The following is a 25452-nucleotide window of genomic DNA, read 5'->3' as shown; positions in this document are numbered from 1 at the left end:
TCATTCTCAGCAAGCTGTGGAAAGCGGGTTGGGAACCTTTGCATACGTGAACTCGCTCTGCCGTATCTCCAACTTGGTCATTGCTCGGACCAACGCAGCCATTTGACGGCTGAGTGGCACTGCCAATGAGAGGACCGTGGTCTGAACTGGGACGACCTCCGGACCACCTGGCGCGATCCAAACCGCGGACTGTCCGGGTAGCCAACCAATGAGAGTCTACTCGAGTTCGATCCAGGCCGGCGCGTGATCGCTTGGCTTGTCCCACGCTCTGACCTCGACGTCCACCCCAGCACCGCGTAGGCGCGGTGCCAGCGAAGGGCTCAAAAGTAGATGGTCCATTCGCAGACCAGAACTCCTGTCGTAGCCACCACCGAAGGAGAAATTCCAATAGGTGTAGACGCCCTTCTCCGGATGGACGCGCCGAACCGCATCGATCCACCCGTCGCCAAGCATGTCGGCAAAGGCTTGCCGGCTTTCGGGGAAGTAGACCGCATCGCCAAGCCATCGCCGCGGCGCCACTGCGTCGATGGGGGTTGGAACGACATTGTAGTCTCCACACAGCACAGTCGGCGCTCCCGCTTCGAGCAGCTCTTGTCCGTAGGTGACCAGGCGGTCGAACCAGCGCAGCTTGTAGTCGAACTTGGGACCAGGCGCCGGATTCCCATTCGGTAGATAGAGACAGCCAACAACGAGCCCGTCCACCTCGGCTTCGATGTAGCGGCTGTGGGTGTCATCAAGATCGCCCGGCAGGCCACGCCGGCGTTCGACCGGATCCCTTTGCCGAGCTAGAATGGCAACTCCGTTGTAGGACTTCTGGCCATGCCAGATAGCGCCATACCCCGCCTCCCGGATGGCCTCGGCCGGAAACTTCTCATCGGACGTTTTCAGTTCCTGGAGGCAGACGATGTCGTAGTTGGTAGCCGTGAGCCATTTGAGGAGCACCGGCAGCCGACCATTGACGCCGTTCACATTGAAGGTGGCGACGCGAACCATCTGTCCTCGCGGCCGTGGCTCACTTCTTTCCGAGCTTGTCCTCGACCTTCTTGCGACTGTTACCGACCGATTTCACGGCTGACTTGACGTCGGCCTTGCTGGCCCCAGTCGTTCCCGCCTCGTATTTCACCTCGTGATCCTGCCCGCCCGCGACCTTTGCGCGGTCCTGGCTGCGCCCGCGAGTTGTTTGAGCAGTAGTGGCCATTTCTTCCTCCAAGGATTGCGTTTCAATTCCCAACAACGCGGCCGGACTCTTCCGGTTCAATTCATCGGCGCGCAGTGTGGAACTGAAACCCAGGGCAGAGTATTGAATCGTACCATGTATTTGAGTTCCCCATGGCGGCCGTAGATGCCGCCCTCCCCAAAAAGCGCGCACGGCGCAGGGACTCAGAATCTATCCCGAGATATCCCCTACCCCAGTTTCTTCCGTTCCAACTCTGCACGCTCACCGACGACATACCGGTTGGCTCCGATTGGCTTTTCGAAATGAAGTTCGACGGCTATCGCGCCCAGGTCGCGGTTTCGGGCTCCGGGGTCGTGGTCTACACCCGCAACGGCCACGACTGGACCCGCCAGTTCAAGGTGATCCTGCCGCCGCTTCAGGCATTGACCAAGGGCTCGGCGCTAATCGACGGCGAGATCGTGGCCATCGACAGCCAGGGGCGCACCAACTTCTCCATGCTGAAGACCGGCATTGCCGCGGGCATGCCGCTCAAGTTCTACGCCTTTGACCTGCTGGAATTGAACGGCGAGGATCTTTCCAGTCGGCCCCTGCTCGAGCGCAAGGAACGGCTTGCGGAACTGCTAGGCGAGAGGGACCCGAACGACAGCCTGCAGTTTTCCAGCCATATCGCCGACAACGGCAAAAAGGTCTTCGACACCATGTGCGCCGGCGGCCACGAGGGCATCATCGCCAAGCGCGCGGACAGTCGCTATGTCGGCGACCGCACCGCCAGTTGGCTCAAGATCAAGTGCACGAAACGACAGGAATTTGTCGTCGGCGGCTACCGCCCAAGCGACACCGGCCGGGGCATGGCCTCGCTGATCCTAGGCACCTACGAAAACGGCAGGCTGATCTACCGCGGCCGCGTCGGCACCGGGTTTACCGAAGCGAAGCGCAGATCCATTCTCGCGCAGTTGGAGAAGCGGCCGCTAGACAAACCTGCCTTCGTATCCGTACCCCGCGACATTGCGCGCCGCGCCCGCTGGGTAAAGCCCGAACTCGTCGCCGAAGTCACCTATTCGGAGGTGACACCGGACGGCAGCCTGCGTCACCCGAGTTTCAAAGGCATGCGCGAAGACAAGCGCGCCGACCAGGTGGTGATGGAAATGCCCAAGACCGTCGCGACCACCGCCAATCTCGATCCCGCTATGGGCAAGGAGATCGCCCGCGCTGTCGGCGTTAACCTGACCCATCCCGACAAGCTGATGTATCCCGGCACTGCGGTGACAAAGGCGACGCTCGCCGCCTACTACGCCGCAGTTGCCGAGAAAATGTTGCCGCATATCCAGGATCGGCCCCTTTCCCTGGTGCGCGACACTGACGGCGACCTACAGCATACCTTTTTTCAGAAGCACAAGCTGCCGGGGATGCCCAAGGCCATTCATGACGGCCAGTTGGAGAAGATGTCCGGCAAGGAGAGCCGCATCCTCTGGCTCGACGATCTGGCGGGGCTGATCGCCGGCGTCCAAATGAACGTGCTCGAATTCCACGTCTGGGGCAGCCTTCGCCAGCAGCCTGACCTGCCGCACCGCATAATCTTCGATATCGACCCCGACGAGGGCCTGGGCTTTGGCGACGTCCAGCAGGCGGCGCTCGACATCCGGGGGGTTCTGGAGGCCCTCGGCCTCCAATCCTGGCCTTTGTTGTCCGGAGGCAAGGGTGTCCACGTGGTCGTGCCACTCGTTCCCGAGGCCGACTGGGAAGCGGTCAAGGGCTTCTGCCAGGACCTTGCCGAACTGCTGGCCCGTACCGATCCGTCCCGCTTCGTCGCGAACATGAGCAAGGCGAGGCGCAAGGGCCGTATGTTCATCGACTATCTGCGCAACGGACAAGGCGCCACGGCAATTTGCCCATGGTCCACCCGGGCGCGATCCGGTGCGTCCTGCGCCGTACCCGTCACTTGGGATGAGTTGCCGACATTCAAGAGTGCCAGCGCATTTGACGTTTTCGCTGCCGCCGCACGGGCCCAGGGGGCCGATGCGTGGGAAGGCTATTTCGATGTCGAACAGACGCTGACAGCCCGCATCCGAAAAGCGGTCCGATAGCTGCAGCCAGTCCTAGATCGTCAGCGACATCTGCCGATCGGCCTCGGTTCGCTTTCCGGTTAGATTTGAAAGTGTCACCCCGAGCAGGCGGATCCCCTTGCTGACGGGGAATACCTGATCGAGGAGGGTGCCGCTGACGGTCGCTAGGTCGGCTTCGCCCTCGATGGCGCATCCGACCGTGCGGCTGCGCGTGATCTGCTGGAAGTCGGCGAACTTGACCTTGAGCGTCACGGTACGGCCCTGGATTGATCGCTCCGCGCAGTAGCGCCAGACCTTGCCGACCAACGGCGCCAGTTCCTTACGAGCACTTTCGAGATCGAACAAATCGCTCGCGAAGGTATCCTCAGCTCCCACCGACTTGCGCTCGCGATCGGCCAGCACCGGACGTTCGTCGATGCCCCGGGCAATCCAGTAATAGTACGGACCCGCCTTCCCGAACTTCTCCTCGAGAAATGCCAGGCTCTGTGCCCGCAGGTCGGAGCCGGTCTCGATGCCGAGCCGAGCCATTTTGTCGGCAGTCGCCGGGCCGACACCATGAAATTTCCGCACGGGCAAGGCCTCGACAAAGGCGGGACCCTGCCTCGGCGTGATGACGAACAGCCCATCGGGCTTGTTCTGGCCGGAGGCGAGCTTGGCCAGGAATTTGTTGTAGCTGACGCCGGCCGAAGCCGTGAGGCCGGTTTCGGACTTGATCTTCGCGCGGATCATTTCCGCGATCGTCGTGGCGACCGGGATGCCCTGCAGATTGTCAGTCACGTCGAGATAGGCCTCGTCGAGCGACAGCGGTTCAATGAGTGGCGTATGCTCTGCAAAGATCGCGTGGATTTGCTTGGACACGGCCCGGTAGGCGTCGAATCGCGGCGGTACGAAGATCAGCTCAGGGCATTTGCGTTTTGCCGTGATCGAGGGCATGGCGGATCGCACCCCGAACTTTCTGGCCTCGTAGCTGGCAGCGGCCACCACGCCGCGGGCCGCGGAGCCGCCGACCGCCACAGGCTTCCCGCGCAGGTCCGGATTGTCGCGCTGTTCGACCGACGCAAAAAAGGCATCCATATCGACATGGATGATCTTGCGAAGGATGCCCTGGCCTTCCCGCGGTGCATCGGCTTCTTGGCTTCTGTCGCTTCCCTCGCTCACTTCGCCGTCCCTGCACTACCTGCGCATATCAAGATAGACCACACCCCGATCAAGGCAGTCTGGGATCAACTCTCGGAGCAGCGCAATGAGTCCGATTGACTCTCGGACACCAAAGAGAACAAATAAGGAACATATCAACCCCGAAATCCATTGGGAAGACAGTTTGAGAGTGTTTCGTTCATGGGTCAGCCCGTCGCCAGCCCTGCTATCGCTGCGCTTCGCGAGCGAATCGCACGCCTCGAAGGCGGGCCGGCGCGCAACCGCGCGACACTGCCGTTCGGTGTTGCCAGGATCGACAAGGTCCTGCCGGGAGGCGGGCTGGCACTCGGGGCTCTGCATGAGGTTGCGGGCGGCCGTAACGGGGCGATCGATGGGGCCGCGGCGGCCCTCTTTGCCGCCGGGATTGCCGCGCGCACCAAGGGCAAGGTGCTCTGGTGCGTCACACGGCAGGACCTCTTCGCCCCTGCCCTCGCCCAGGCTGGCCTACTGCCCGGGCGTGTCGTCTATGTCGAGGCCGGTGACGAAGCCTCAGTGCTCGCCTGTTTCGACGAAGGGCTTCGCCATGGAGGGCTAGGCGCCGTGGTTGCCGAACTGGCCCGCCTCTCCATGACCGCCTCGCGCCGACTGCAACTCGCCGCCGAAGCCTCCGGCGCCATCGGCATCGCCATCCGTCGCTGGCGCCGGCAGACCGAGGCAACCGACTTTGGACAACCGACCGCCGCGGTCACCCGCTGGCGCGTCTCCGCGCTCCCCTCTCGCCCCTTGCCGGTCCCAGGAGTCGGCCGCGCTCGCTGGCGGCTGGAACTGATCCGCGCACGAGCTGGAGAAAGCGCCGACTTTGAAGTGGAAGCCTGCGATGACAAGGGTCGTCTCGCTATATTTTCCGACCTGGCCGACCGATCGTCTGCGACGCGCGATGGGGTCATCCGCGCCCTCGGCTGACACGCCGATCGTCATGCTCGGCCGGCAGGGAAACCGGCGGCTCGTGCTGGCTGCCGATGCGGCGGCGCGCGCCGCCGGCCTGCGCGTGGGCACGCCGGCAAGCAAGGCCCAGGTGCTGGTGCAAAACCTGCAGAGCTTCGACCTCGATGCTGCCGGCGATGCTGAGGCGCTCGACAGAATGGCGCTCTGGTCACTGCGCTACGCACCGATCGTCGCCGCCGATCCGCCCAATGGTCTCATCATCGACATCACTGGCGCCGACCACTTGCATGGCGGCGAGGAGACGATGCTCGAGGGGTTGGTCTCGCGTATGGCATCATCGGGCATCGCGGCACGCGCCGCTGTCGCCGATACGTGGGGCGCCGCTCACGCCTGCGCGCGGTTCCTGGCCCAGCCGATCTTTGTTGCGCCGGCCGGGCAAGCCGCGGCGATCGTGCGGGATCTCCCGATCAGGGCCCTGCGGCTTCCTCACGATATTGTCGAAGGCCTGATCACGCTCGGCTTCGAGCGGGTCAGCGAAGTCGAGGCGGCGCCGCGCGCCTCTCTTACCCTGCGCTTCGGGCCAGAACTAGGGCGCCGCCTGGACCAGGCGATGGGCCGACGCAGCGAACCCTTCGAGCCCGTCAGATCACCGGAACTCATCGAGGTTCGCCGAACCTTTGGCGAACCGATCGGCGCCGCCGAAACCATCGCCCGCTATGCCGGCAAGCTCGTCGTGATGCTCTGCGAAGAACTCGAGGCCAAGGAGCTCGGCGCGCGCCGGCTCGACCTGCTGTTACATCGGGTCGACAACCGCATCGAGGCCATTCGCGTCGGCACCGCCGTACCGGTGCGCGACACCAAACGGCTGACCCGTCTCCTCACCGACCGGATCGAAACTGTCGATCCCGGTTTCGGCATCGAGGTGATGACCCTGGCCGCAACACTCGCCGAGCCTTTCGGAGCCAAGCAGACTATCTCCTCGCTGGTCGAAGAGCCAGAGCCTGACATCACCGACCTCATCGACGTGCTCTCCAACCGTATCGGCGAGCAGCGGCTCTACCGCTTTGCCCCGGTCGAGAGCGATGTGCCCGAACGGTCGGTCCGCCGTGTCGCGCCCACCGCGCCCGATGAGGGGACGACTTGGCCCGGTAACTGGCCCCGCCCGCCGCGTTTGCTGAACCACCCCGAACCCATCGAGACGATGGCACTGCTGCCTGACCATCCGCCGGTCTGGTTCAGTTGGCGCGGCATCCGGCATCGCGTGGCGCGCGCCGACGGTCCCGAGCGCGTTTTCGGCGAATGGTGGCAGCGCGATGCCGAACTGATCGCGGTTCGCGACTATTTCCAGGTCGAGGACGAGGTCGGCGAACGCTTCTGGATTTATCGCGCCGGCGACGGCGAGGATCCCGAGACCGGTTCCCACAAATGGTTCCTGCATGGGGTCTTCGCATGACCAGCCCGCGCTATGCCGAATTGCAGGTGACCAGCCATTTCTCGTTCCTCCGCGGCGCCAGCTCCTGCGACGACCTGTTCGCGCAGGCGGCGGCGCTCGGCATTGAGGCCCTGGCTGTCGTCGACCGCAATTCTCTAGCCGGCATCGTGCGAGCCCATCAGGCCGCCAAGGATACTGGCGTCAGGCTCATCGTTGGCTGCCGCCTCGACCTCGTCGACGGCATATCGCTGCTCGTCTATCCCACCGATCGCGCAGCCTATTCCCGCCTTTGCCGGCTGCTGACCCTAGGCAAGAAACGCGGCGGCAAGGCGAAATGCCATCTCGAGTGGAGCGACCTGGCCGACTATGCGGAGGGTCTCATCGCGGTTCTGGTTCCCGATCGCGCCGACGACTCCTGTGCCCTGCACCTGCGTCGCCTGCGGGAAACCTTCAGCAATCGCGCCTATCTGGCCCTGACCCTGCGCCGCCGGCCCAATGACCAGGTTCGGCTTCACGAGTTGTCCAACCTCGCCACCCAGATGCGCGTGCCGACGGTGGTGACGAATGACGTTCTGTTCCACGAACCCAGCCGGCGCATTCTGCAGGACGTGGTCACCGCCATTCGTCACAACATGACCATCGACGAATTGGGATTCCGGCGCGAGCGCCATGCGGATCGCTACCTGAAGCCGCCCGAAGAAATGGCGCGACTATTTTCGCGCTACCCCGAAGCCCTCGCCCGCAGCGTCGAGATCATGCGGCAATGCCGGTTCTCCCTCGACGAACTCGCCTACCAGTATCCTGAGGAGAAGATGCTGCCCGGGCTGACGGCGCAGCAGGCGCTCGAACAACTCACCTGGAAAGGCGCGGAGCGGCGCTATCCCGAGGGCCTCCCGGACAAGGTCGTGGCGCTCATCAAGCACGAACTGCGCCTGATCGAGATCTTGCAATACGCGCCGTACTTTCTGACGGTGAACGCCATCGTGCAGTTCGCGCGCAGCAAGGACATCCTGTGCCAGGGCCGAGGCTCGGCGGCTAATTCCGCCGTCTGCTATGTGCTGGGCATCACCAGCATCGATCCCGAGCGCAACAATCTCCTCTTCGAGCGCTTCGTCTCGCAGGAGCGCAAGGAACCCCCGGACATCGACGTCGACTTCGAGCATGAGCGGCGCGAGATCGTCATGCAGTGGGTCTACGAAACCTATGGCCGCGACCACAGCGCGCTCTGCTCGACCGTGGTGCGCTATCACACCAAGGGCGCCGTCCGCGATATCGGCAAGGCTCTCGGCCTCCCCGAGGACGTAACCAAGATGCTCTCCTCCCAGGTCTGGGGACATGGCGAAGGCATCGATGAAACTCGCGCGCGCGAGCTCAACTTCAACGTCGCCGATCGCCGGCTGCGGCTGACCCTCGAACTGGCGCAGCAGTTGGAAGGCACGCCCCGACATCTGTCACAGCATCCCGGCGGCTTCGTTCTCACCAATGACCGGCTCGATGACCTGGTACCCATCGAGCCCGCCCGCATGGTCGACCGCCAGGTTATCGAGTGGGACAAGGACGACATCGACATCCTCAAATTCATGAAGGTCGACGTTCTGGCGCTCGGCATGCTCACCTGCATGAAGCGCAGCTTCGATCTCTTGGCCGAGCACAAGGGCATGACGCTCGACTTGGCCACCATCCCGGCCGAAGACCCGGCGACCTACGCCATGATCCGCAAGGCCGACACGATCGGCGTATTCCAGATCGAAAGCCGCGCCCAGATGTCGATGCTGCCGCGCATCAAGCCGCGTACCTTCTATGACCTCGTCGTCGAGGTCGCCATCGTACGCCCGGGCCCGATCCAGGGCGACATGGTCCACCCCTATCTTCGTCGTCGGGAGGGCAAGGAGCCGGTCGAGTTTCCGACCCCCGAGCTCGAGCGGGTACTCGGCAAGACCTTGGGCGTCCCCCTGTTCCAGGAGCAGGCCATGCAGGTCGCCATGGTCTGCGCCGGCTTCAGCGCCGGCGAAGCCGATCAGTTGCGCCGCGCCATGGCGACCTTCAAGCACACCGGCGGCGTCAGCAAGTTCCGCGACAAGCTGATCGGCGGCATGATCGCCAATGGCTATACGCCAGAATTTGCCGCCACCACCTTCAAGCAACTCGAGGGCTTTGGCAGCTATGGTTTTCCCGAGAGCCATGCCGCGAGCTTCGCTCTGATCGCCTATGCCTCGAGCTGGATGAAATGCCACCATCCCGATGTCTTTTGCTGCGCGCTGCTCAATTCCCAGCCAATGGGCTTCTACCTGCCAGCCCAGATCGTGCGCGATGCACAGGCGCATGGTGTCGAGATCCGACCCGTCTGCATCAATGCGAGCCGATGGGACTGCACGCTGGAGCCGATTGGCGAGGATGGACGCTTCGCCGTCCGTCTCGGCCTGCGCCTGGTCAAAGGGCTAGCCAATGCCGACGCGGCCGCGATCGTCGCGGCCCGTGTCGACGAGACCTTCGCATCCATCGACGATCTTTGGCATCGCGCCGGCGTGCCGGCGGCATCGCTCGTCCATCTCGCCGAGGCTGACGCCTTCCGTCCCGATCTAGGCCTGGCCCGACGCGAGGCGTTGTGGGCGCTCAAGGGGCTCCGCGACGAACCCCTGCCCCTCTTTGCCGCGGCCTCGGCTCGCGAGCAGCAGACCGTTTCGGAAATCTATGAACCGACCTTGGTGTTGAGGCCGATGACGGCAGGTCGGGAAGTCGTCGAGGACTATGGCCATGTCGGCCTGACCCTGCGCAACCACCCCCTGTCCTTCCTGCGCGCCGATCTTGCCCGCCGCCGGATCGTCACCTGCCGCGACGCAATGCAGGCGCGCGATGGCCGCTGGCTGGAGGCGGCGGGCCTTGTCCTCGTACGCCAGCGGCCAGGCTCAGCCAAGGGCGTGATGTTCCTGACCATGGAAGATGAGACGGGCGCCGCCAATGTCGTGGTCTGGGTGAAGGTCTTCGAGAAGTTTCGCCGCGTGCTGCTCTCGTCCTCGATGCTCGCCGTCCGTGGCAGGATTCAGCGCGAAGGCGAAGTGGTCCATCTCGTCGCCCACCAACTCAACGATCTCTCCGGTGAGCTCGCCAGCGTGGGAAATCGCGATTTGCCGTTTCCGCTTCCGCATGGACCCGGCGACGAGGCCCATCGCGGCGGATCCGGGATCGATCCGCGCAGTCTGATGAAGGGCTTCAAGCCGCGCAACCTTGTGGACCCAACACTGCAGATCGATCCGATCAAAGTGAAAACACGGGATTTCCGCTAGCCGATCAGTCGGTCCTTGTTTGGAAACTCATTAAGGCGAACGGCCGGAAGGCGTGGTTTGCGGTCAGTCAGCTATTTAGATGCTGACGTCGGCTTAGCGCCCCATAGCAGATATCAATGCCACGGCTCGCTGTGGGACCTGATCCTTATCGGATGGTCCTGACTATCTACGTTGGCCTCGATCATTTATTGGCGGTATCCACTACATCTGGCTCCCAGGACAGCAAACTTTCAGGGCAGCGTGGTCCCCCGCGGCTTAGCCAACGGATTCTCTAGACGACCAGTACGATGCCCCGCGTCTGCAACTTCGTCGCCGTCCCAATGGCCTGACAGTAAAGAGCAACCTGACGGAGGTGCTCACCGGGAACGCTCTCGGTGCTGACCTCGCGGGCGGTCTTGAAGTCGACGATGGTCCAGCCGTGGAACGATCCGACCGCCTCTTCAAAGGCCAGATCGACCACGCCCTCCAGCATTGCGCCGTCCTCGAGGGTCATCATGACCGGCGCTTCCCGATGCACCTTGGCCGCTCCAACGCCCGCTGCGCGTTGGAGGATCGGATGGGCCAGGGTGCGCTGGACGGCGGAGACCGCAGCGGCCTCTTCTTCGGGCGAGGCACCTACCAATCTACCCTGAACCACAACCAGGTGTTCGATTTCGGGCCTTTGGGCATCGAGCGGCGTCATCGCCAGAACGGCATGGACCAGGGCACCGAAACGTCGTCCGCCGGGCCGCGTGCCATCATCGTCACCAACATGGTCGAAGGTGACAGAACCAAGTTCCAGGTCCTCATCTGGAGTGTGAGCCGCCCGGGAGGTGACGGTCTGGACCGCGTACGCGGGCACAGAGGCCACGGATATGACCGTATCGCGTTCATTTCGCCACAAGGCGTAGGCAGCCGAGCTGGCGGCTTCGGCATTCGGATCTGCGGGGGCTTCCAGCAACTTCTGATGTCGCAGGGTGGCCAGTTCTTCAACGTCTAGGTCGAGTATGGCGGGGTCCCACCACACGATGGAGGGCCCTTCGGGGAACGTGACATGCTCGCCCGGCCGAACCGATCCCGCGGCTGGCACTTTGCCCTTTGGGCCCCGCGAACGGATGCTGTCTTCACCGAACGGCGGACAACCTGTGGCGGACAGCGAGTTTCGCCGCGCCGCTTCAGCCGGATAGATCAGAGGGTGAAGCACGTCGTACCAACCCTCGATAGGCTCGTCACCGCAGGTGGGGACGACGAGCAGGTCACGGGCTCGCGTTGCGGCGACGTAGGCCACGCGCACACTTTCAGCACGGTCGCGCTCGAGCTCGAGGGCGCTGGCTTCCTGCAGTTCTACCGGGGCGGCGCCACAAAGGCGCTCCAGCCACAGCGAGCGTGAAGCGTCGACGTGGCGGTCCGCACTCTGGCGTACCGATTTACAGGTGGGATCCACGAGGATCACGACCGGAAAGTCCAGACCTTTTGCCTTGTGAACCGTCATGGCGCGGACACCTTCGGTTCCTTCCTCGATGATCGGCGCATCATCGACCTCGCCGCGTTCGGAATCCGCCTCCACCTGTTCAACGAATGCCCGGAAAGAAGAGGCGCGACGCTCGAAGGATCGGGCCTGGTCCACCAACCTCTGGCAGTTGGCCAAGGCCTGCTCCCCGTTTTGCCACAGGGCGATCCCGGCGTGCGCGCGCACGGCGTCGAGCAGCATGGTGATTGTCTGTGCAATAGGGCGGCTATTTCGACCGACATGAAGACGCCGCAGGATGCCGAGTGCGTCCGCGACTTCCCTGGCAAGGGGATCGAGCATTCCGCGGTCGATTCTGCGCATGGGGTCCAGCCGGCGGCGGATCGCCGCTCCGTCGGTGCCCACCTGTTGCCTGAAGACGAGAAGCGCCTCGTCGCCGATGGCAAACAGCGGACCGCGCAACGTGGCAAAGACCGATAGCTCGTCGTCCGGCCATTCGATGGCAGTCAGGGCAGTCCGAAGTGCAATCACTTCCTCACGGTCGTGGAAGGAGCGGCCGCCAACGAGCACGTGTGGGATGTGCCTGGCTTCCAGTTGCCGCAGATACGGGCGGGTCACATCGGCCCCGAAATTCCTGAGACGGCGAAACAGCAGCGCCACGTGCCGAGGCCGGATAGATATCCGCTGCTTGTTCTCCTCGATCGTCCATCCGCTTTCATTGACCAGCCACTCGATGAAAGCCGCCACGGCTATCGGCGTCGACGTATCGATCCTCGCGACCGTTACCTTACCGTAGTCTCCGTAGGGATCAGGAATGGGGAGCGCGACGATAGTGGGCTGGCCCTGAACCTCTGGACGCGCATTCTCGAGAGCCACATAGCCGCTCGCTTCCCGGTCCGCCCCGATTGCCGGCGAAAAGGCGGCGTTGACCAGTTTCTGAAGCGAAGGCGGAGAGCGAAAGCTGGTCGACAAGTGAAGCAGTTCGGCACCCATGCTGCATAAGCGCGACTTGATACTCTCGTAGAGTGCGACGTCGGCCCGACGGAAGCGGTAGAGGCTTTGCTTGGGATCGCCGACAAGGAAAAGCTTGCCAGGAACCGGACGCGCCGTCCGCCAATCTGTGTTGGCCGGATCGTCCGCCGCTAGCAGCAACAGAAGTTCGGCTTGAAGTGGATCGGTATCCTGCGCCTCGTCGACGTAGAAGCGGCCAAACCGGTTCTGCAGGTCGCGGCGGACATCCGGATCGTCCCGCACCAGATCGCGTGCCTTGATCAGCAGGTCGAGAAAATCGAGGGCACCGATGTTGGCTTTCAGGAGCTCGTACTGGGCCACGGCCGACTGCAGCTCCTGGTGCAGCAAAGGTGCCAGGTCGGCTTCGCTCGCGGCGATGAAGGCGTCGAGACGGGCCTTTGCGGCGGCACGTCGCGCAAGGACCTCGGTGTCGGTCAACTCACCAAACGAAGTCCCTGACCAGCTCTTGTGTTGCCAGCTACGCAGCCGCTGGAGGTCCCGCAAGGCAGCCTCGAGGCCATCATGGTCACGACTACGCACGCTCTCGAGACGCGTTGCCTCACGAACGAAACGCTCAATCTCCTCGAGGCACTTGGTGAGAGGCGATCTCGGTTGTGAGCTTTCGACCGCAAGCTCTCCGAGCGCAGCCAACTCCTCGACCAGTTCATCAATCGCCGCTTCGCGATCGAAAGGATCACGCCGCCAGAGATGCGGAAAGTCGCGATGCTGGCACAGACTGTGAAGCGCGCTGCGCAGTTGCTCCGGGGCCGAGTCACGTCCGGACCGGCGGCGCAGGACGCGACGGACACCTTCTGGGGGATCGGCCAGCACCGTCTGCAGCCATCTATCGAACGCCGCATCGACTAAGCCGCCGGCGTCTGCTTCCTGCAGCATCTGAAAGAGAGGATCGATACCGGCTTCGACCGGCCGCTCGCGCAGGATATCGGCGCAGAACGAGTGGATGGTCCCAATTCGCGCCAGCTCCAGCTCCTCGAGGGCCTGGTCCAGCCGGTCGCGCTCTACCCCGTCCGAGCCGGCGCGAGCCGCCTCGATTTCGAGCCTAAGGCGCAGCTTCATCTCGCCCGCAGCCTTCTCAGTGAACGTAACCGCCACGGTGGACGCCAAGGTGCCGTGACCCAGTCGGATCATGGCGACTATTCTACCCACCAGCGCTGTCGTCTTGCCGGTGCCTGCGGCGGCCTCGACGAAGAACGTCGTCCCGAACTCAGTTCGGATCCGCAACCGTGCCTTCTCGTCGCCCAGTTGGCTCATCTTGAGTTCCGCAGCCGCGTTAGCAGTTCAAGGCTATCGTGAGGCTTCCGCGCCGAGCGGAACTCTTCATAGGGCCCGCATACCGCACGGTAGTCGCACTTCTGGCATTCTCCGTGCGCCGGCGCCGCCGGCAGAAACGGCTGGCGGACTGCTGCCTCGATCGTCTGTGTCAATTGTTGGGCCGCCGAACGCGCCTCATCGTCGAGGGTGACCATAACCTCGGTAAAGCCGCCTCGTCTGGTCGAGAAATAGAGCCGACCACCGGTCACCACATCATCCCCGGAGAACAGCTTTTCTGCCGCAAGGGAATAGAGGACAGGCTGCAGCGACGCTCCTCCGGCGATGACTTGGTCGACCTTGGCATCGGCTTTCCCGGTCTTGTGGTCCGTCACCCGCAGCAAACCACTCGGATGGCGCTCGACCAGATCGATCGACCCCCGAAGCAGCAGCCCCGCATCCAGTCGCACCGGCTCGGGTTTCGAAGCCGGGTCCGCGGCGCGGCGCGAGCGCCCGACAGTCGCAAGGCCAAAGGAGAGTTCGAAATGGCGGGGCGAGAAGCCCGAGGTGTCGAGACTCGCACGGCGCAAGTATTCCCGCAGGTCGGTCCTGATCGCGGCGATCTCGTCGTCCCAAACCCGTTCAATTGCGGGTGCCAGCAGGTCACGGTATTCACCGACGACGTCAGCCAACACCTCGTCGAGCAGGCCCTGCGTGCGTTCGAGATTGCCAGGCCGGATCGGCAGGAGTCCTCCAACGTCGAGGCGCTCGAACAACGTGAAATGAACGTCATGGATGATGCTGCCGCGCTGCAGCGGGTCAAGCTCGTCCAAGGATTCGGCCGTCTCTCGGGGCGTCAGGCCATGGATGGCGCGCAGCAGGAACTTGTAGGGACAGCTGGCAAAGCTCTGAAGGGCCGTTGGCGAGTAACTACGCGTGTCCGGCAGATGAGCTTCAAGGCTGGCGCGGGTGGCGCCGTCGGCGCGCAACAGACCATCGGCGGAGGTCCACCTTTTGCTCCAGCGTTGGAAGCGAGCGCGAAGAGCTCGCGCGAGATGCACGTTTGCGCCAAGAAGATAGCGGGCTCCGCCGGCAGGCGCAGCATCGTCCCTCGCATCCATAAGGCCGGCAAGAACCGACAGGTCGTACTCAGCGTCGTCGATTGCGGTCCCTGCGTCAGTGGGAGCGGGCCAGCCCAGCCGGCTCGAGGCGTCCTCTTCGGCTCGCCGGGCCAGCTCGGCGAAGTCCGGCAGGATACCTTCCGAAGATCGCACAACCTCCAGAGCATAGAAGGACGGTACCTGACCACGGGCGCTGTCGAGATCGATACGGGGATATGAGAGGATGATGCGCTCGCTAGCAGCATCCACGGCGATTGCCAGTGCCTGGCGTTCACGGTCGAGCCGCGTCTGGTTCGTCGCCAGGGCATCGTCCAGCCTGACGCGAAGGCTGTCGAGCAGCAGCGGCTCCTCCACGATTTTGCGCGGAAACTTCTTCTCGGCGAGTCCCGGTACGAATACCGCATCGAAGCTCATGCCCCTCGCAGCCTCTATCGGTGCAACGAACACCTTGCCGTAGCGCACGCCGTCCGACGAGCTTGGTGCTTCCAGCAACAGATCGGTAATGACCTCGAGAACCTGTTCAAGAGAGACCGGGCCAACTTCCGACATCGGCGAAAGCTCGGAGAGAACCTGCCGGATATGGTCCGACCGTCGCAAGGCCCTTGTCGACAGGGCGGCAAGACGCTCGAGCCATTCCCCCCAGGTTGCGAGGTTCGGCAATGCAGCGAGGTCTTCGACAAGGGGCAGAGCAAAAGCCGCGAATGCTTCGAGGTGTTCGATCTCACTCATCAACGAGGCGACCTGAGCCTCGTCGATTTCGGCCTGCGCCGCTTCAAGTCGCAGCTGGTTGATCAGGCCATCGATCCGACGCCGCCAGCGATCGTGACCGCCAATCACGGCGGCCTCGACGAGAAGGCGCTCCCAGCGTCTCGGCGCGCGAATCTCTCTGCGACTGCTCGCCGAGGCCACGTTGAAGTCGCTTTGGTTATCCCCGTAGGCGCCATCCTCTAGCTGCTTGGCCAAGCCCACTTCTGAAGTCGGAGGGATCCAGAGGTCATCGCGCTCCAGACTCTTCGGTGGCTCGCCATCCGGCGCCAGTTCCGGCAACTGATCGAGCGACATGTATTCCGCGAAGCGCAACGCCGACAGGTTCTGGAGCGCACATTGCAGCAGCGCGATGAATGCCCTTCCTGCTGGGTCGGGGCGGGACGCACCGCGGGCAAAATGGGCGGGAACGCCAGAGCGCGCGAACACCTCCTCGAGATGAGAGCGGTAATCAGCTGGCGAGCGCAGCAACACCGCGACACGGTCAAATCGTGTGCCATTGGCGGCAAGCTTGAGCACGCGTCGAGCGATCTCGACGCACTCGCGGCCCTCACCAGGTGCGGAGAACACCGTGACCTGATCGTCTCTCGGCTCACCTGGATCTGCTTGTCCCCGGAACAGATTTAGCTGTAGCCGCTGCAAGGCACTGGCTGTGCCGGACTTCGACAGCTCGTCTAAATCCTCCGGTTCTGCGCCGAATTCGGAGCGGAGAAGATTGAGGGTCGCGCTGTCAGACGCAGAAACCAACGAAAGGCATTCGGCGCGGACGCTCAGTGCCTTGGCAAACTCGAGCTCGGCCCTGTTGGCGATTGGCACGTCCACAAGCAGCGTGGGGAGACCGAACAGCCGATCTTCTCCGGCCTTCACCGCGTCGTTCGCAAGTGCAAACATCGTCGCCTTGTCCGAGTAGCCGCCGCCCTGCAAATCGGTCTCGTACTGCGAGAGGAAGGGAGCCAGGTCCGGAGCAACTTGGGCGAGGCGATCCGGGTGAACGCGGGCCATGCGCAGCTCGTCGATGACCTGTGAGATGGCGCGACGGAAGCCAGGCATTTCGGCAACGACTGCGTAGCGGCCCAGCCTCCGGTTCTGCCTCAGTCGATGAACCAGGCCTGCCACCAGCGCATCCGATCCCAACCGGCTGATCGGTGTCAGTCCACGTTGCACAAGCAGGGACGCCGCCGCGGCGTTTGCAAGCTGGGTCCAGCTGAGACGATGCCAGCCAAACGATGCGCCCTTCGTCGACACGGTCACGCGGGCAATGTGGTTCGCGGCGTCAGCACTGCTGCCAACGATCAGAACTTGCTCGGAGCTTCCGAAACCGGAAAGCCACTGTCTAGCGTGTTTCAGCCTGATCTGGCTGGAAACCGAAGTAACAACTACAAGCCCCAAAAGCGCACCCAATAAAGTCCTCGCGCGAGACTATAGCGCATTTCCCTGCGTCCATAGGCGCTAACCTCCAGTTGCTTTTAGCGAGGCCGACGATTCATGCAGCAGAGTGTCGGCTTTGGCCAAAGCTGGCAGAGTTCTTTCCGGTCGCCAATGACCGCAACGGGTCGCAAGCTGCCGGGTGCCCCATTCACGCCTAATCCGACCCCTGGCGAACCGTCTCAACCGCGAGTGAGCCCTCCGGCAAGGGCCGCAGCAGTTCGGCTTCCGTCTTGGTCAGGTAGATCCAGTGCGCCCAATCGGTGGGACGCAGGACCACGACTTGGCGGTCATGATAAGCAACAATATCGGGACCAGGTTCTGTGGTCAGCATGGCGAAGGCCGGGCTGGAGCCATCTGTGCCTTCCCGCCATATGCCGGCGATTGCCATGAATGGCGCATCGTTCAGCGTGAACCGATGCTTTGCTTTCGGATATTTCTTGCCCGTGAATTCGAAAAAGGCCGATGCAGGGATGAGGCATCGGTTGCTCTTGTCGAAATGCCTTCCGTCTGAGCGGTAGTTGAAGACCGGCCCACCCTTCGGATTGGATGGTGGGAAGCTGAAATTCATGGGCACCAATTCAATGCCATTGCCGGCAGCGCGCATCACCGGCGCCATGTCGTTGATCCGGATGTCGTCGCTTTCCGGCAGATCGAGTTCGGTCTGTTGCGTCGGGATGCCAAGCTCGAGCGCCTGCATCATCTGGACGTATTCGACCCATTTCACATGCTGTTCATAGGCATTGCACATGCCGCGCACTCTATCGCGAAACGCAAATGAGTCGAGATGGGCGTCCCTTCGGGCCGGGCTCTCGGCTGGCGCTGAAGCCCCGCTCGCGGGTCTTCACCCTTCGGGCTTCCATCCCTGACGCGGCTCGGCCCAAACAGCATGCAGTTCCCCTTCTCCCTGTCGATATCGTGCCGCTAGAGTGAGAGGGCGGTCTTGGAGGGCCATGACGGCGAAGGGCTGGGAGAGAGGCTTCCGGCGCCCGTCATGGAGAACTCTCATGAACAATTCAGTGACTATCGATGCCAGCCGCGACGCACCCGGCGGCTACAAGGTGGATGCGAGCCGCGGCGAGCGCGTCGGGCGTGTTTCCTCGGAGTGGTTCAACCGCCCGGCTGATGAGCGCTACCTCTCGCTGTCCGCGTTGATGGCGTCGGTGCAGGGGCGGTCCGAGCGCAGCCGGACCCGTACCGTCGAAAGCGCCGCGATCCGGATCGAAGCCAGCCGCGACGATGCCGAAAGGCTCGCCCTGGTGCTTCCGGGTGCGGATAGACCGGTTGCCCCGACGCATTGGAGCTTTGGTCAACTCGCCGGCATCGTGGGCGCCCCGGCGACCTACCTGCGCCAGCTTCCGGCACCGCTCGCCGGCATCAATCTGCAATATGGCCTGACCGCGCACCGCGCCGAGCAGATCAAGACGCTTGAAGTCGAGGACGGTCGCGTCGAACTCCGCGCCGTCACCGGCCCGGATTATGGTCGCATCTATGACCACGAATTGGTCGCGGCCGTGCAGAAGATCGCCGGCAATGGCACCGGCGACACGCGTTGGAAGATCCCCGGTGTGCTCGACTGGTCGACCGGCATCTACAATCCCCGTGTCGACATCACCTCGGATACCACCACGCTCTATGCTTCGGATCGCGACGTGTTCCTCTTCCTGGTCGACGACCTCAACCCAATCGAAGCAGGCAGGCTGCCGGATGGCTCGCCCGACCTCTATTTCCGGGGCTTCTACTGCTGGAACTCTGAAGTCGGGGCGAAGACGCTCGGCATCGCCAGTTTCTATCTCCGCGCCGTGTGCCAGAACCGCAATCTTTGGGGCGTCGAGGATTTCGAGGAAATCACCATCCGCCACTCCAAATACGCCGCCTCACGCTTCGCGCACCAGGCGGCGCCGGCGCTGACCCGTTTCGCCAACTCCTCGCCCATGCCCTTCGTCAACGGCATCCGGGCGGCGCGCGAAAAGATCGTCGCCCGCAGCGACGAGGATCGCATGGAGTTCCTCCGCAAGCGCGGCTTCTCAAAGGCGGACACAGCGAAGATCATCGAGACCGTGCTTGCCGAAGAAGGACGCAAGCCCGTGAGCGTCTTCGACTTCGTGCAGGGCATCACCGCCGTCGCGCGGGACAAGCCGCACCAGGATGCCCGGCTCGACCTGGAGGGCAAGGCCAAGAAGCTGCTCGACCGGGCCGCCTAATTTCCGCAAAGCCGGGGATGCGGATTTCCGTGTCTCCGGCTGCGTGCTTTTCCGGAAGGCCGGATGTGCGGCGCCGTCCTCAGAGTGAGAGGGCGGCGCCGATCTTCGTGACGGGTTGGAGGTCGAGAGAAAGGCTCCCGGCCGCCCGTCGCGGAGTACATCCCATGGCTACTGCCAAGAAGAAGCCCACCATCACCCTCTCGCCCTCGCGCGACATTCCCTTCAACCAGCTTGTCCTGAGCCAGTCCAATGTCCGGCGCATCAAGGCCGGCGTTTCGGTCGAGGAACTCGCCGAAGACATCGCTCGCCGTGGCATCATTCAGGGCCTCACCGTCCGCCCTGTCGTCGATGAAAACGGCGCGGAGACCGGCATGTTCGAGGTGCCCGCTGGCGGCAGGCGCTTCCGGGCGTTGGAACTGCTTGTCAAGCAGAAGCGCCTGGCCAAGACCGCGCCAGTCCCCTGTGTCGTCCGCGAGGGCGGCCTCGCCGAGGAGGACTCGCTCGCCGAGAACGTCCAGCGTGCGCCTCTGCATCCACTCGACCAGTTCCGCGCCTTCCTCACCCTTCGCGAAAAAGGCCAGTCTGAGGAAGAGATCGCCGCGACGTTCTTCGTCTCGGTCAATGTGGTCAAGCAGCGCCTCAAGCTCGCATCGGTCTCTCTGGTGCTGCTCGACGTCTATGCCGAAGAGGGCATGACGCTGGCCCAACTCGAAGCGTTCACCGTCTCGGGCGACCATGCGCGCCAGGAACAGGTCTTTGAACGCCTGAAGACCTCCTACGACAAGTCGGCCTATGCCATCCGGCGCATGCTGACCGAAGGGGCCGTCCGTGCCACCGACAAGCGGGCGCAGTTCATCGGCATCGAAGCCTATATCGAAGCCGGCGGCACGGTGCTGCGCGACCTCTTCGAGGGCGACAATGGCGGCTGGCTGCAGGATGTCGCCCTGGTCGACCAGATGGTGGCCGACAAGCTCAGGGCCGAATCCGAGGCCATCGCCGCCGAGGGCTGGAAGTGGACCGAGGTCGCCCCTGATTTCGCCTATGGCCACACCTACGGTCTGGGGCATCTCCATGGTGATCCCGTGCCGCTCACGGGTGAGGAGGAAGCCACGCGCGACGCGCTTAAGGCCGAGTTCGACCGCCTGGTTGCGGAGCACGAAGGCGCCGACGAGTTGCCTGAAGAGGTCGACGAGCGGCTCGGCGAACTGGAAGCCGCGCTCGAGGCTTTTGACGAACGGCCGTTTTCCTTCGATGCCGAAGAAATCGCCCGCGCCGGCGCCTTTGTCAGCATCGCCGCCGACGGTCGGCTGCGCGTTGATCGTGGCTACGTCCGTCCCGAGGATGAAGCGCCCGCGGAACCCGAGAATGCCTCGGACGGCGAGGCAACGGGCGACGGATCATCGGCCGGCGACGAAGCCGAACCAAGTCCCAGCGCCAATACTGACGCGATCGCTGAGCCTGAGGAAGATGAGAGTCTTTCGCCGATTTCCGACCGTCTGATGACGGAACTGACGGCACACCGGACGCTCGGTCTCCGGCACGCCCTAGGCGAGCATCCCGATGTCGCCTTCCGCGCTGCGCTCCACGCCCTAACGCTCAAGGTCTTCTATCAGTATGGCTCCGACAGCTGCCTTGAGCTGGACCTCAAGAGCGTCAGCTTTGGCGCCCAGGCGCCAGGGCTTAACGACAGCTTCTCGGCGGAGGCGATCCGGGCAAGGCATGAGAGCTGGACGAAGGCCCTGCCAAAAGACTCGGCCGAACTCTGGGAAGCATTGGGCGATTGGGACAGTGACAGCCGCGCCGCTCTGTTTGCTCATGTCGTCAGCCTGTCGGTCAATGCCGTCAGCGAAGCCTGGAACCGTCGGCCCCGAGCCCTCGCCCATGCCGATCAGTTGGCCCAGGCTGTCGATCTCGACATGACCGCACGCTGGAAGCCGACCGTCGACACCTTCCTCGGCCGCGTTACCAAGGCGCGCATCCTTCAGGCCGTCGCCGAAGCGAAGGGCCAGCGGCCCGCCGACCGGATCGCCCATCTGAAGAAGGGCGAAATGGCGACGGAGGCGGAGACCCTGCTCGCCAATACCGGTTGGCTACCTGAGCCGCTACGCACCGCGGGTCGGACAACCGCAGTCGCGTTGGTGCCTTCCGACCCTGACGTCGAAGAATCGGCGGACGCAGCGGGCGAAACGGCTGTGGTCGAAGATGATGCCGTCGACGATGATGACGATGTCGCGGCAATGACCATTGCGGCCGAATAGCCTCCCATGACCCACACTGGCTCGCCGGCAACGGCGGGCCTTTTTCTTTGCAGGAGATCATTATGCGAGAACCAGCGCATGACTTGGCACGCCGTCTTGCCGACCATGCCGAAGCGGTCTGCCAGCACTATCTCTCCAATGGTCGGCGCCAGGGCAACTATTGGACCGTCGGCGATGTGCGCAATACGCCGGGTCGCTCCATGTTCGTTCGGCTTGCAGACTCTGCGAGAGGGTGTGCTGGGCGCTGGACCGACGCCGCCACAGGCGAGCATGGCGATCTGCTCGATGTGGTGCGTGAGGCGCTTGGGCTCAGAACCTTCGCAGATGTGACCAAGGAAGCCCGGGCCTTTCTCGGCCTGTCGCAAGCAGTAGCGCGTCCAGCATCTCGCGACTGGCAGAGCGCCCGGGCTCCAGCCGGCTCCTCCGAGGCAGCCCGTCGGCTGGTCGGCATGTCGCAACCGATCATCGGCACCGTCGTGGAAACGTATTTGCGTGGTCGCGGCATTACGACTTTGCAGGGAACCGGATGGCTCCGTTTTCATCCGCGCTGCTACTATCGCCCCAACGATCATGGACCGACCGAAACCTGGCCGGCGATGATCGCCGCCGTCACCGATCTCGATGGACGACTGACCGGCGCGCACCGCACCTGGCTCGCACCGGACGGCATCGGCAAGGCGTCCGTCGACACGCCGCGCCGGGCCATGGGTGACCTCCTCGGCAACGCCGTCCGCTTCGGAGTGCCCGGCAGCGTCATGGCAGCGGGCGAAGGCATCGAGACGACGCTTTCACTCAGATGCGCCCTGCCCGACATGGCCATGGCGGCAGCTCTCTCGGCGGCGCATCTCGCTGCCATCCTGTTCCCGCCGACGCTGAACCGGCTCTACATCATCCGCGACAACGATCCTGCCGGTGACGATGCCCGCGACAACTTGATCGAGCGGGCGACCGATGCCGGGATCGAGGCGATCGCCCTCTCGCCGAGGATGGAGGACTTCAACGAGGATCTCCGCTGTTTGGGCCTCGCCACGCTTCGCCAATCGATCGCGGACCAACTGGTTCGCCGGGATCGCTTTCGTTTCCTCGAACGTGTGGCCTGACCCGGGATGGAGTGCGATGCTGTGCGGTTCACGAGGCCGCCGTCACGCGCCCCGAAGCACCGCCGGAGAGAGCCACGACCCGGCCTTCGAGAGGGCGATCGGGCCCACAAACGGTCCGGCCAGGCAATGGCGCCGGCCGACTATTTTCCGGCGGCGGCTGCGCCGCCTTTCCATCGCGAGGCAAAATAGTCGGCCTCTGCCATCCTCCGCTGCCGCTCCGGCCCTCCGCGTCGCTCCGGGTGCGAGGCCATCCCGCCCGTGGGCTTTCGTCGCCATGAAGGCCGCAAGGGTCGCGGTCCCACCGACGGGAGCATCCCATGAGCGCACACGACGAGTCCGAACCGCACCACGCAGCGTCGCCCACCGATCACGTCCTCACCGAACTCCAGCTCTATGGCTGGCGCCCTTTCGCTGATGAGCCCGATACGCGGCCACTCCCCAACGGCGACCATGTGGCCGGAGCCGTGGCGGACATCTTCGACGCGCTCATCGCCACACTGGCCGACACCCGCCTCGAACCCGACCTCGACGACCTGCTCTGGTCCGTTACCAACGTGTTCCATCGCGCCGTGCTGCGGATCGAGCGGCAACTGGACGATAACGAGCAGACGCAGCGCCGCCTGCAGCGCGAACAGGACGGCACCGAGATCAAGGCGGTCGAACTGGAGAACCTCACCGCCCAGGGCCAGACCATGATCGAGCGGCGCGACGCCTTCGAATTGATGCGGGACCAGGCTGCCGAACGCTCCGAGCAGCATACTGGCTCCGCCTGGCGTCCGCGCACGGGATCGATGGTCAACCATCGGCATCTGACCGCCGCGATGATCGACAGCCGCGACTTCCTCTCCGCCCGGCGCAAGGCCGACACCGATGTGATGCTGCCCGTCGGCCCCAAGATCGCCCTGACCGGCGGCCTCGATTTCAACGACCACCGCCTTATCTGGGACGCGCTCGACAAGGTCCACGCCAAGCACCCCGACATGGTGCTGATCCACGGTAAGTCGCCAAAAGGCGCCGAACTGATTGCCGCCAAATGGGCCGACAATCGCAAGGTGCCGCAGGTCGGCTTCGCCCCGAACTGGGACAAGTATGGACGGGCCGCGCCGTTCAAGCGAAACGACGCGATCCTCGACATCCTTCCGATCGGCGTCATCGTATTTCCTGGCACCGGCATCCAGGATAACTTCGCCGACAAGGCGAGGAAGCTCGGCATCAACGCGTATGATTTCCGCGATCGGGGTGGCTCATGAGCGCCACCTTGCGATTGCGCGTGCCGCACTCGACCAGCAATTCCGCGGACCGCGTCACCGGCGGCCCGATGCCGCGCGATTACAACAACCACCACCTTCCCTAAGCAATGAAGGCTCCCCTGATCGGGCGAATTGGTCTAGACTGATGTCTGCGCCGTGGTGGTGGTGGTTGGCGCAACCCGTGCAAAACTCTGCATGGAGATCACCACCATGATCATCATTGCCATTCTCGCCACACTTGCCGGTATAGCCGCGCTGTGCTGGCTGTTGTTCAATCTCGCCGTATTCGCGCTGCCGCTGTTCGCCGGCATCGCCATTGGCACCTGGGCACATGACACCGGAGCCGGCATCCTTGGCGCCGTCATCGTCGGCGCCATGGCTGCTGCGATAACCTTCGGTCTCTTCCAACTCCTGCTCCACGTCGCGCGACCCGCCTGGACAAAACTCGTTGTTGTCCTTGCCTTCGTCGCCCCCGCGGTCGTCGCCGGCTATCACGCAACCTTAGGCATCGTGAAGCTCACAATGCCCTCTGACACCTGGCAGGTCGCTTTCGCTGTCGGCGGAGCGGCAGCGGTCGGCGTCACCGCGTTCATGCGCCTGACCATGATGGCCCCGCCTGGGCCAGCCGGACGGGGCGTTGCGAGTACCTCGTGATGAGTGTGGTCGGGACCAGATCAGGCCCGTGGATTCGCCTTCCATCGCCAATGGGGTTGCTGCTGGATTGGGGTGAGTTCTCAGCACGAGCATGCGAGCCGGAGAGCGAGACACCTGCGGAGCCCAGTCCAGTAGCCCCCCGAGTACCGGCATAGCCATCTGGGCGACAAATGGTGGGGACGTCCCGCACTGCCGGAGCGACGAGACAACTGACATTCGTCCTGATCCCGGTGAGGACAGCGGGTCGCGCGCTGAGCCTGTGGCCGAACCGGATTTGGTGCCAGAGCCAGCCAAGTTCTCCTTGCGGCGTTCTGCCTGTACGACCGCTCCAATACGGTCTCTCTCGTGGCTTGATCTGGCCGAAGGCCGGCTTCGCCTCGATCACCTAAGGCGCAACAGCGCCGTCAAACTATCTTCCCCTCCCGGCTGCGCCGGTGTTCCTCGCGAGACAAGATAGTTCTCCTTTGCTGTCGGAGCCCCTTCGGGGTGCGCCGCCGATCGCCTCCGGCCTGCCGATCGCCATCGAGACCGCAATGGTGCGGACTCGAGCAAGAATCAAGGAGAACTACCATGGCTACCATCGGCACCTTCAAGAAGTCCGGCACCAACGAATTCACCGGCGAGATCGTCACCCTTTCCCTGCAGGCCAAGAACGTCCGCATCGCTCCCGACGCCCGCGCCAGCGGCGAGAATGCCCCCAGCCACCGCGTCTTCGTCGGCCGGGTCGAGATCGGGGCCGCCTGGAGCAAGCAGTCCAACGAAGGCCGCGCCTACCTCGGCCTCAAGCTCGACGATCCGAGCTTCACCGCCCCGATCTACGCCAACCTCTTCGACGACGAGGAAGGCGAGGGCTACAGCCTGATCTGGTCCCGCCCGACCCGCCGCAACGGCGACTGAGGCTCCCCACCCC

16 protein-coding genes and 1 pseudogene are annotated in these 25452 nt (G+C 63.7%); 11 read left to right on the top strand and 6 right to left on the bottom strand.

What is annotated here, in order from left to right:
- Nucleotides 1-216: 216 nt before the first annotated feature.
- The gene (gene xth, locus AC0L2U_RS18450; RefSeq protein ID WP_473602417.1) at nt 217-993 is read right to left on the bottom strand and encodes an exodeoxyribonuclease III; all 777 of its coding nucleotides are present in this window, start codon (nt 991-993) and stop codon (nt 217-219) included.
- Between the two features lie 19 nt (nt 994-1012).
- A complete protein-coding gene (locus tag AC0L2U_RS18445; protein WP_473602416.1) occupies nt 1013-1198 on the bottom strand; it encodes a DUF3606 domain-containing protein in 186 nt (61 codons plus the stop codon).
- Between the two features lie 131 nt (nt 1199-1329).
- Between AC0L2U_RS18445 and ligD the strand changes: the two genes are divergently transcribed.
- Nucleotides 1330-3261: a DNA ligase D gene (gene ligD, locus AC0L2U_RS18440; protein WP_473602415.1), complete on the top strand. Its 1932-nt coding sequence runs from the start codon at nt 1330-1332 to the stop codon at nt 3259-3261.
- Nucleotides 3262-3273: 12 nt separating this feature from the next.
- Here ligD and dinB read toward each other — a convergent pair whose 3' ends face one another.
- Nucleotides 3274-4314, bottom strand: a complete 1041-nt coding sequence (gene dinB, locus AC0L2U_RS18435) for a DNA polymerase IV (protein ID WP_473602445.1) — start codon at nt 4312-4314, stop codon at nt 3274-3276.
- A gap of 264 nt (nt 4315-4578) precedes the next feature.
- Between dinB and AC0L2U_RS18430 the strand changes: the two genes are divergently transcribed.
- From AC0L2U_RS18430 to AC0L2U_RS18420, 3 genes are read left to right on the top strand one after another with little or no spacing between them, the layout of a single operon-like run.
- Complete coding sequence (locus AC0L2U_RS18430) at nt 4579-5340, top strand: ImuA family protein (protein WP_473602414.1); 762 nt, start codon at nt 4579-4581, stop codon at nt 5338-5340.
- Nucleotides 5255-6775, top strand: a complete 1521-nt coding sequence (locus tag AC0L2U_RS18425; protein ID WP_473602413.1) for a Y-family DNA polymerase — start codon at nt 5255-5257, stop codon at nt 6773-6775. Before AC0L2U_RS18430 ends, AC0L2U_RS18425 begins: the two co-directional genes overlap by 86 nt.
- A complete protein-coding gene (locus AC0L2U_RS18420; protein WP_473602412.1) occupies nt 6772-10038 on the top strand; it encodes an error-prone DNA polymerase in 3267 nt (1088 codons plus the stop codon). Before AC0L2U_RS18425 ends, AC0L2U_RS18420 begins: the two co-directional genes overlap by 4 nt.
- Before the next feature lie 271 nt (nt 10039-10309).
- Here the strand turns inward: AC0L2U_RS18420 and AC0L2U_RS18415 are convergent, their stop codons facing one another.
- The 3 genes from AC0L2U_RS18415 to AC0L2U_RS18405 form a co-directional block, all read right to left on the bottom strand.
- A complete protein-coding gene (locus AC0L2U_RS18415; RefSeq protein ID WP_473602411.1) occupies nt 10310-13768 on the bottom strand; it encodes a UvrD-helicase domain-containing protein in 3459 nt (1152 codons plus the stop codon).
- Nucleotides 13765-17052, bottom strand: coding sequence for a PD-(D/E)XK nuclease family protein (locus AC0L2U_RS18410; protein WP_473602410.1), 3288 nt, complete (start codon nt 17050-17052; stop codon nt 13765-13767). Before AC0L2U_RS18410 ends, AC0L2U_RS18415 begins: the two co-directional genes overlap by 4 nt.
- Nucleotides 17053-17233: 181 nt before the next feature.
- Entirely contained in the window at nt 17234-17827 is a 594-nt protein-coding gene (locus AC0L2U_RS18405) for an SOS response-associated peptidase (protein WP_473602409.1), read from the bottom strand.
- Between the two features lie 256 nt (nt 17828-18083).
- On the opposite strand from AC0L2U_RS18405, the gene AC0L2U_RS18400 reads away from it, so the two are divergent.
- The 7 genes and pseudogenes from AC0L2U_RS18400 (at nt 18084) to AC0L2U_RS18370 (ending at nt 25439) form a co-directional block, all read left to right on the top strand.
- Complete coding sequence (locus tag AC0L2U_RS18400) at nt 18084-19280, top strand: DUF932 domain-containing protein (RefSeq protein WP_473602408.1); 1197 nt, start codon at nt 18084-18086, stop codon at nt 19278-19280.
- A gap of 17 nt (nt 19281-19297) precedes the next feature.
- Nucleotides 19298-19696: pseudogene (locus tag AC0L2U_RS18395) on the top strand (ParB/RepB/Spo0J family partition protein); the annotation flags it as partial.
- The gene (locus AC0L2U_RS18390) at nt 19629-19976 is read left to right on the top strand and encodes a hypothetical protein (protein ID WP_473602444.1); all 348 of its coding nucleotides are present in this window, start codon (nt 19629-19631) and stop codon (nt 19974-19976) included. The pseudogene AC0L2U_RS18395 and the gene AC0L2U_RS18390, both read left to right, overlap by 68 nt.
- A gap of 1624 nt (nt 19977-21600) precedes the next feature.
- A complete protein-coding gene (locus AC0L2U_RS18385; protein ID WP_473602407.1) occupies nt 21601-22638 on the top strand; it encodes a DUF7146 domain-containing protein in 1038 nt (345 codons plus the stop codon).
- A 317-nt stretch (nt 22639-22955) separates the two neighbouring features.
- The gene (locus AC0L2U_RS18380; protein WP_473602406.1) at nt 22956-23888 is read left to right on the top strand and encodes a DUF2493 domain-containing protein; all 933 of its coding nucleotides are present in this window, start codon (nt 22956-22958) and stop codon (nt 23886-23888) included.
- A 210-nt stretch (nt 23889-24098) separates the two neighbouring features.
- Nucleotides 24099-24542, top strand: a complete 444-nt coding sequence (locus AC0L2U_RS18375; RefSeq protein ID WP_473602405.1) for a hypothetical protein — start codon at nt 24099-24101, stop codon at nt 24540-24542.
- Nucleotides 24543-25112: 570 nt separating this feature from the next.
- Nucleotides 25113-25439 (top strand): DUF736 domain-containing protein, encoded by a 327-nt coding sequence (locus tag AC0L2U_RS18370; RefSeq protein ID WP_473602404.1) that lies wholly within the window; start codon nt 25113-25115, stop codon nt 25437-25439.
- The last annotated feature ends 13 nt before the right edge of the window (nt 25440-25452 follow it).

The organism is Mesorhizobium sp. WSM4808 (genome assembly GCF_055811675.1).
This window is presented reverse-complemented; position numbering and strand designations above follow the sequence as displayed.

What these genes read in the sequence shown, in the direction of transcription:
- AC0L2U_RS18380 (WP_473602406.1), top strand. Translation starts at nt 22,956, where the DNA reads ATGAGCGCACACGACGAGTCCGAACCGCACCACGCAGCGTCGCCCACC.
- dinB (WP_473602445.1), bottom strand. Translation starts at nt 4,314, where the DNA reads ATGGATGCCTTTTTTGCGTCGGTCGAACAGCGCGACAATCCGGACCTG.
- AC0L2U_RS18415 (WP_473602411.1), bottom strand. Translation starts at nt 13,768, where the DNA reads ATGAGCCAACTGGGCGACGAGAAGGCACGGTTGCGGATCCGAACTGAG.
- AC0L2U_RS18405 (WP_473602409.1), bottom strand. Translation starts at nt 17,827, where the DNA reads ATGTGCAATGCCTATGAACAGCATGTGAAATGGGTCGAATACGTCCAG.
- AC0L2U_RS18430 (WP_473602414.1), top strand. Translation starts at nt 4,579, where the DNA reads ATGGGTCAGCCCGTCGCCAGCCCTGCTATCGCTGCGCTTCGCGAGCGA.
- AC0L2U_RS18425 (WP_473602413.1), top strand. Translation starts at nt 5,255, where the DNA reads ATGACAAGGGTCGTCTCGCTATATTTTCCGACCTGGCCGACCGATCGT.
- AC0L2U_RS18445 (WP_473602416.1), bottom strand. Translation starts at nt 1,198, where the DNA reads ATGGCCACTACTGCTCAAACAACTCGCGGGCGCAGCCAGGACCGCGCA.
- AC0L2U_RS18385 (WP_473602407.1), top strand. Translation starts at nt 21,601, where the DNA reads ATGCGAGAACCAGCGCATGACTTGGCACGCCGTCTTGCCGACCATGCC.
- AC0L2U_RS18390 (WP_473602444.1), top strand. Translation starts at nt 19,629, where the DNA reads ATGAAAACGGCGCGGAGACCGGCATGTTCGAGGTGCCCGCTGGCGGCA.
- AC0L2U_RS18370 (WP_473602404.1), top strand. Translation starts at nt 25,113, where the DNA reads ATGGCTACCATCGGCACCTTCAAGAAGTCCGGCACCAACGAATTCACC.
- AC0L2U_RS18400 (WP_473602408.1), top strand. Translation starts at nt 18,084, where the DNA reads ATGAACAATTCAGTGACTATCGATGCCAGCCGCGACGCACCCGGCGGC.
- ligD (WP_473602415.1), top strand. Translation starts at nt 1,330, where the DNA reads ATGGCGGCCGTAGATGCCGCCCTCCCCAAAAAGCGCGCACGGCGCAGG.
- xth (WP_473602417.1), bottom strand. Translation starts at nt 993, where the DNA reads ATGGTTCGCGTCGCCACCTTCAATGTGAACGGCGTCAATGGTCGGCTG.
- AC0L2U_RS18420 (WP_473602412.1), top strand. Translation starts at nt 6,772, where the DNA reads ATGACCAGCCCGCGCTATGCCGAATTGCAGGTGACCAGCCATTTCTCG.
- AC0L2U_RS18375 (WP_473602405.1), top strand. Translation starts at nt 24,099, where the DNA reads ATGATCATCATTGCCATTCTCGCCACACTTGCCGGTATAGCCGCGCTG.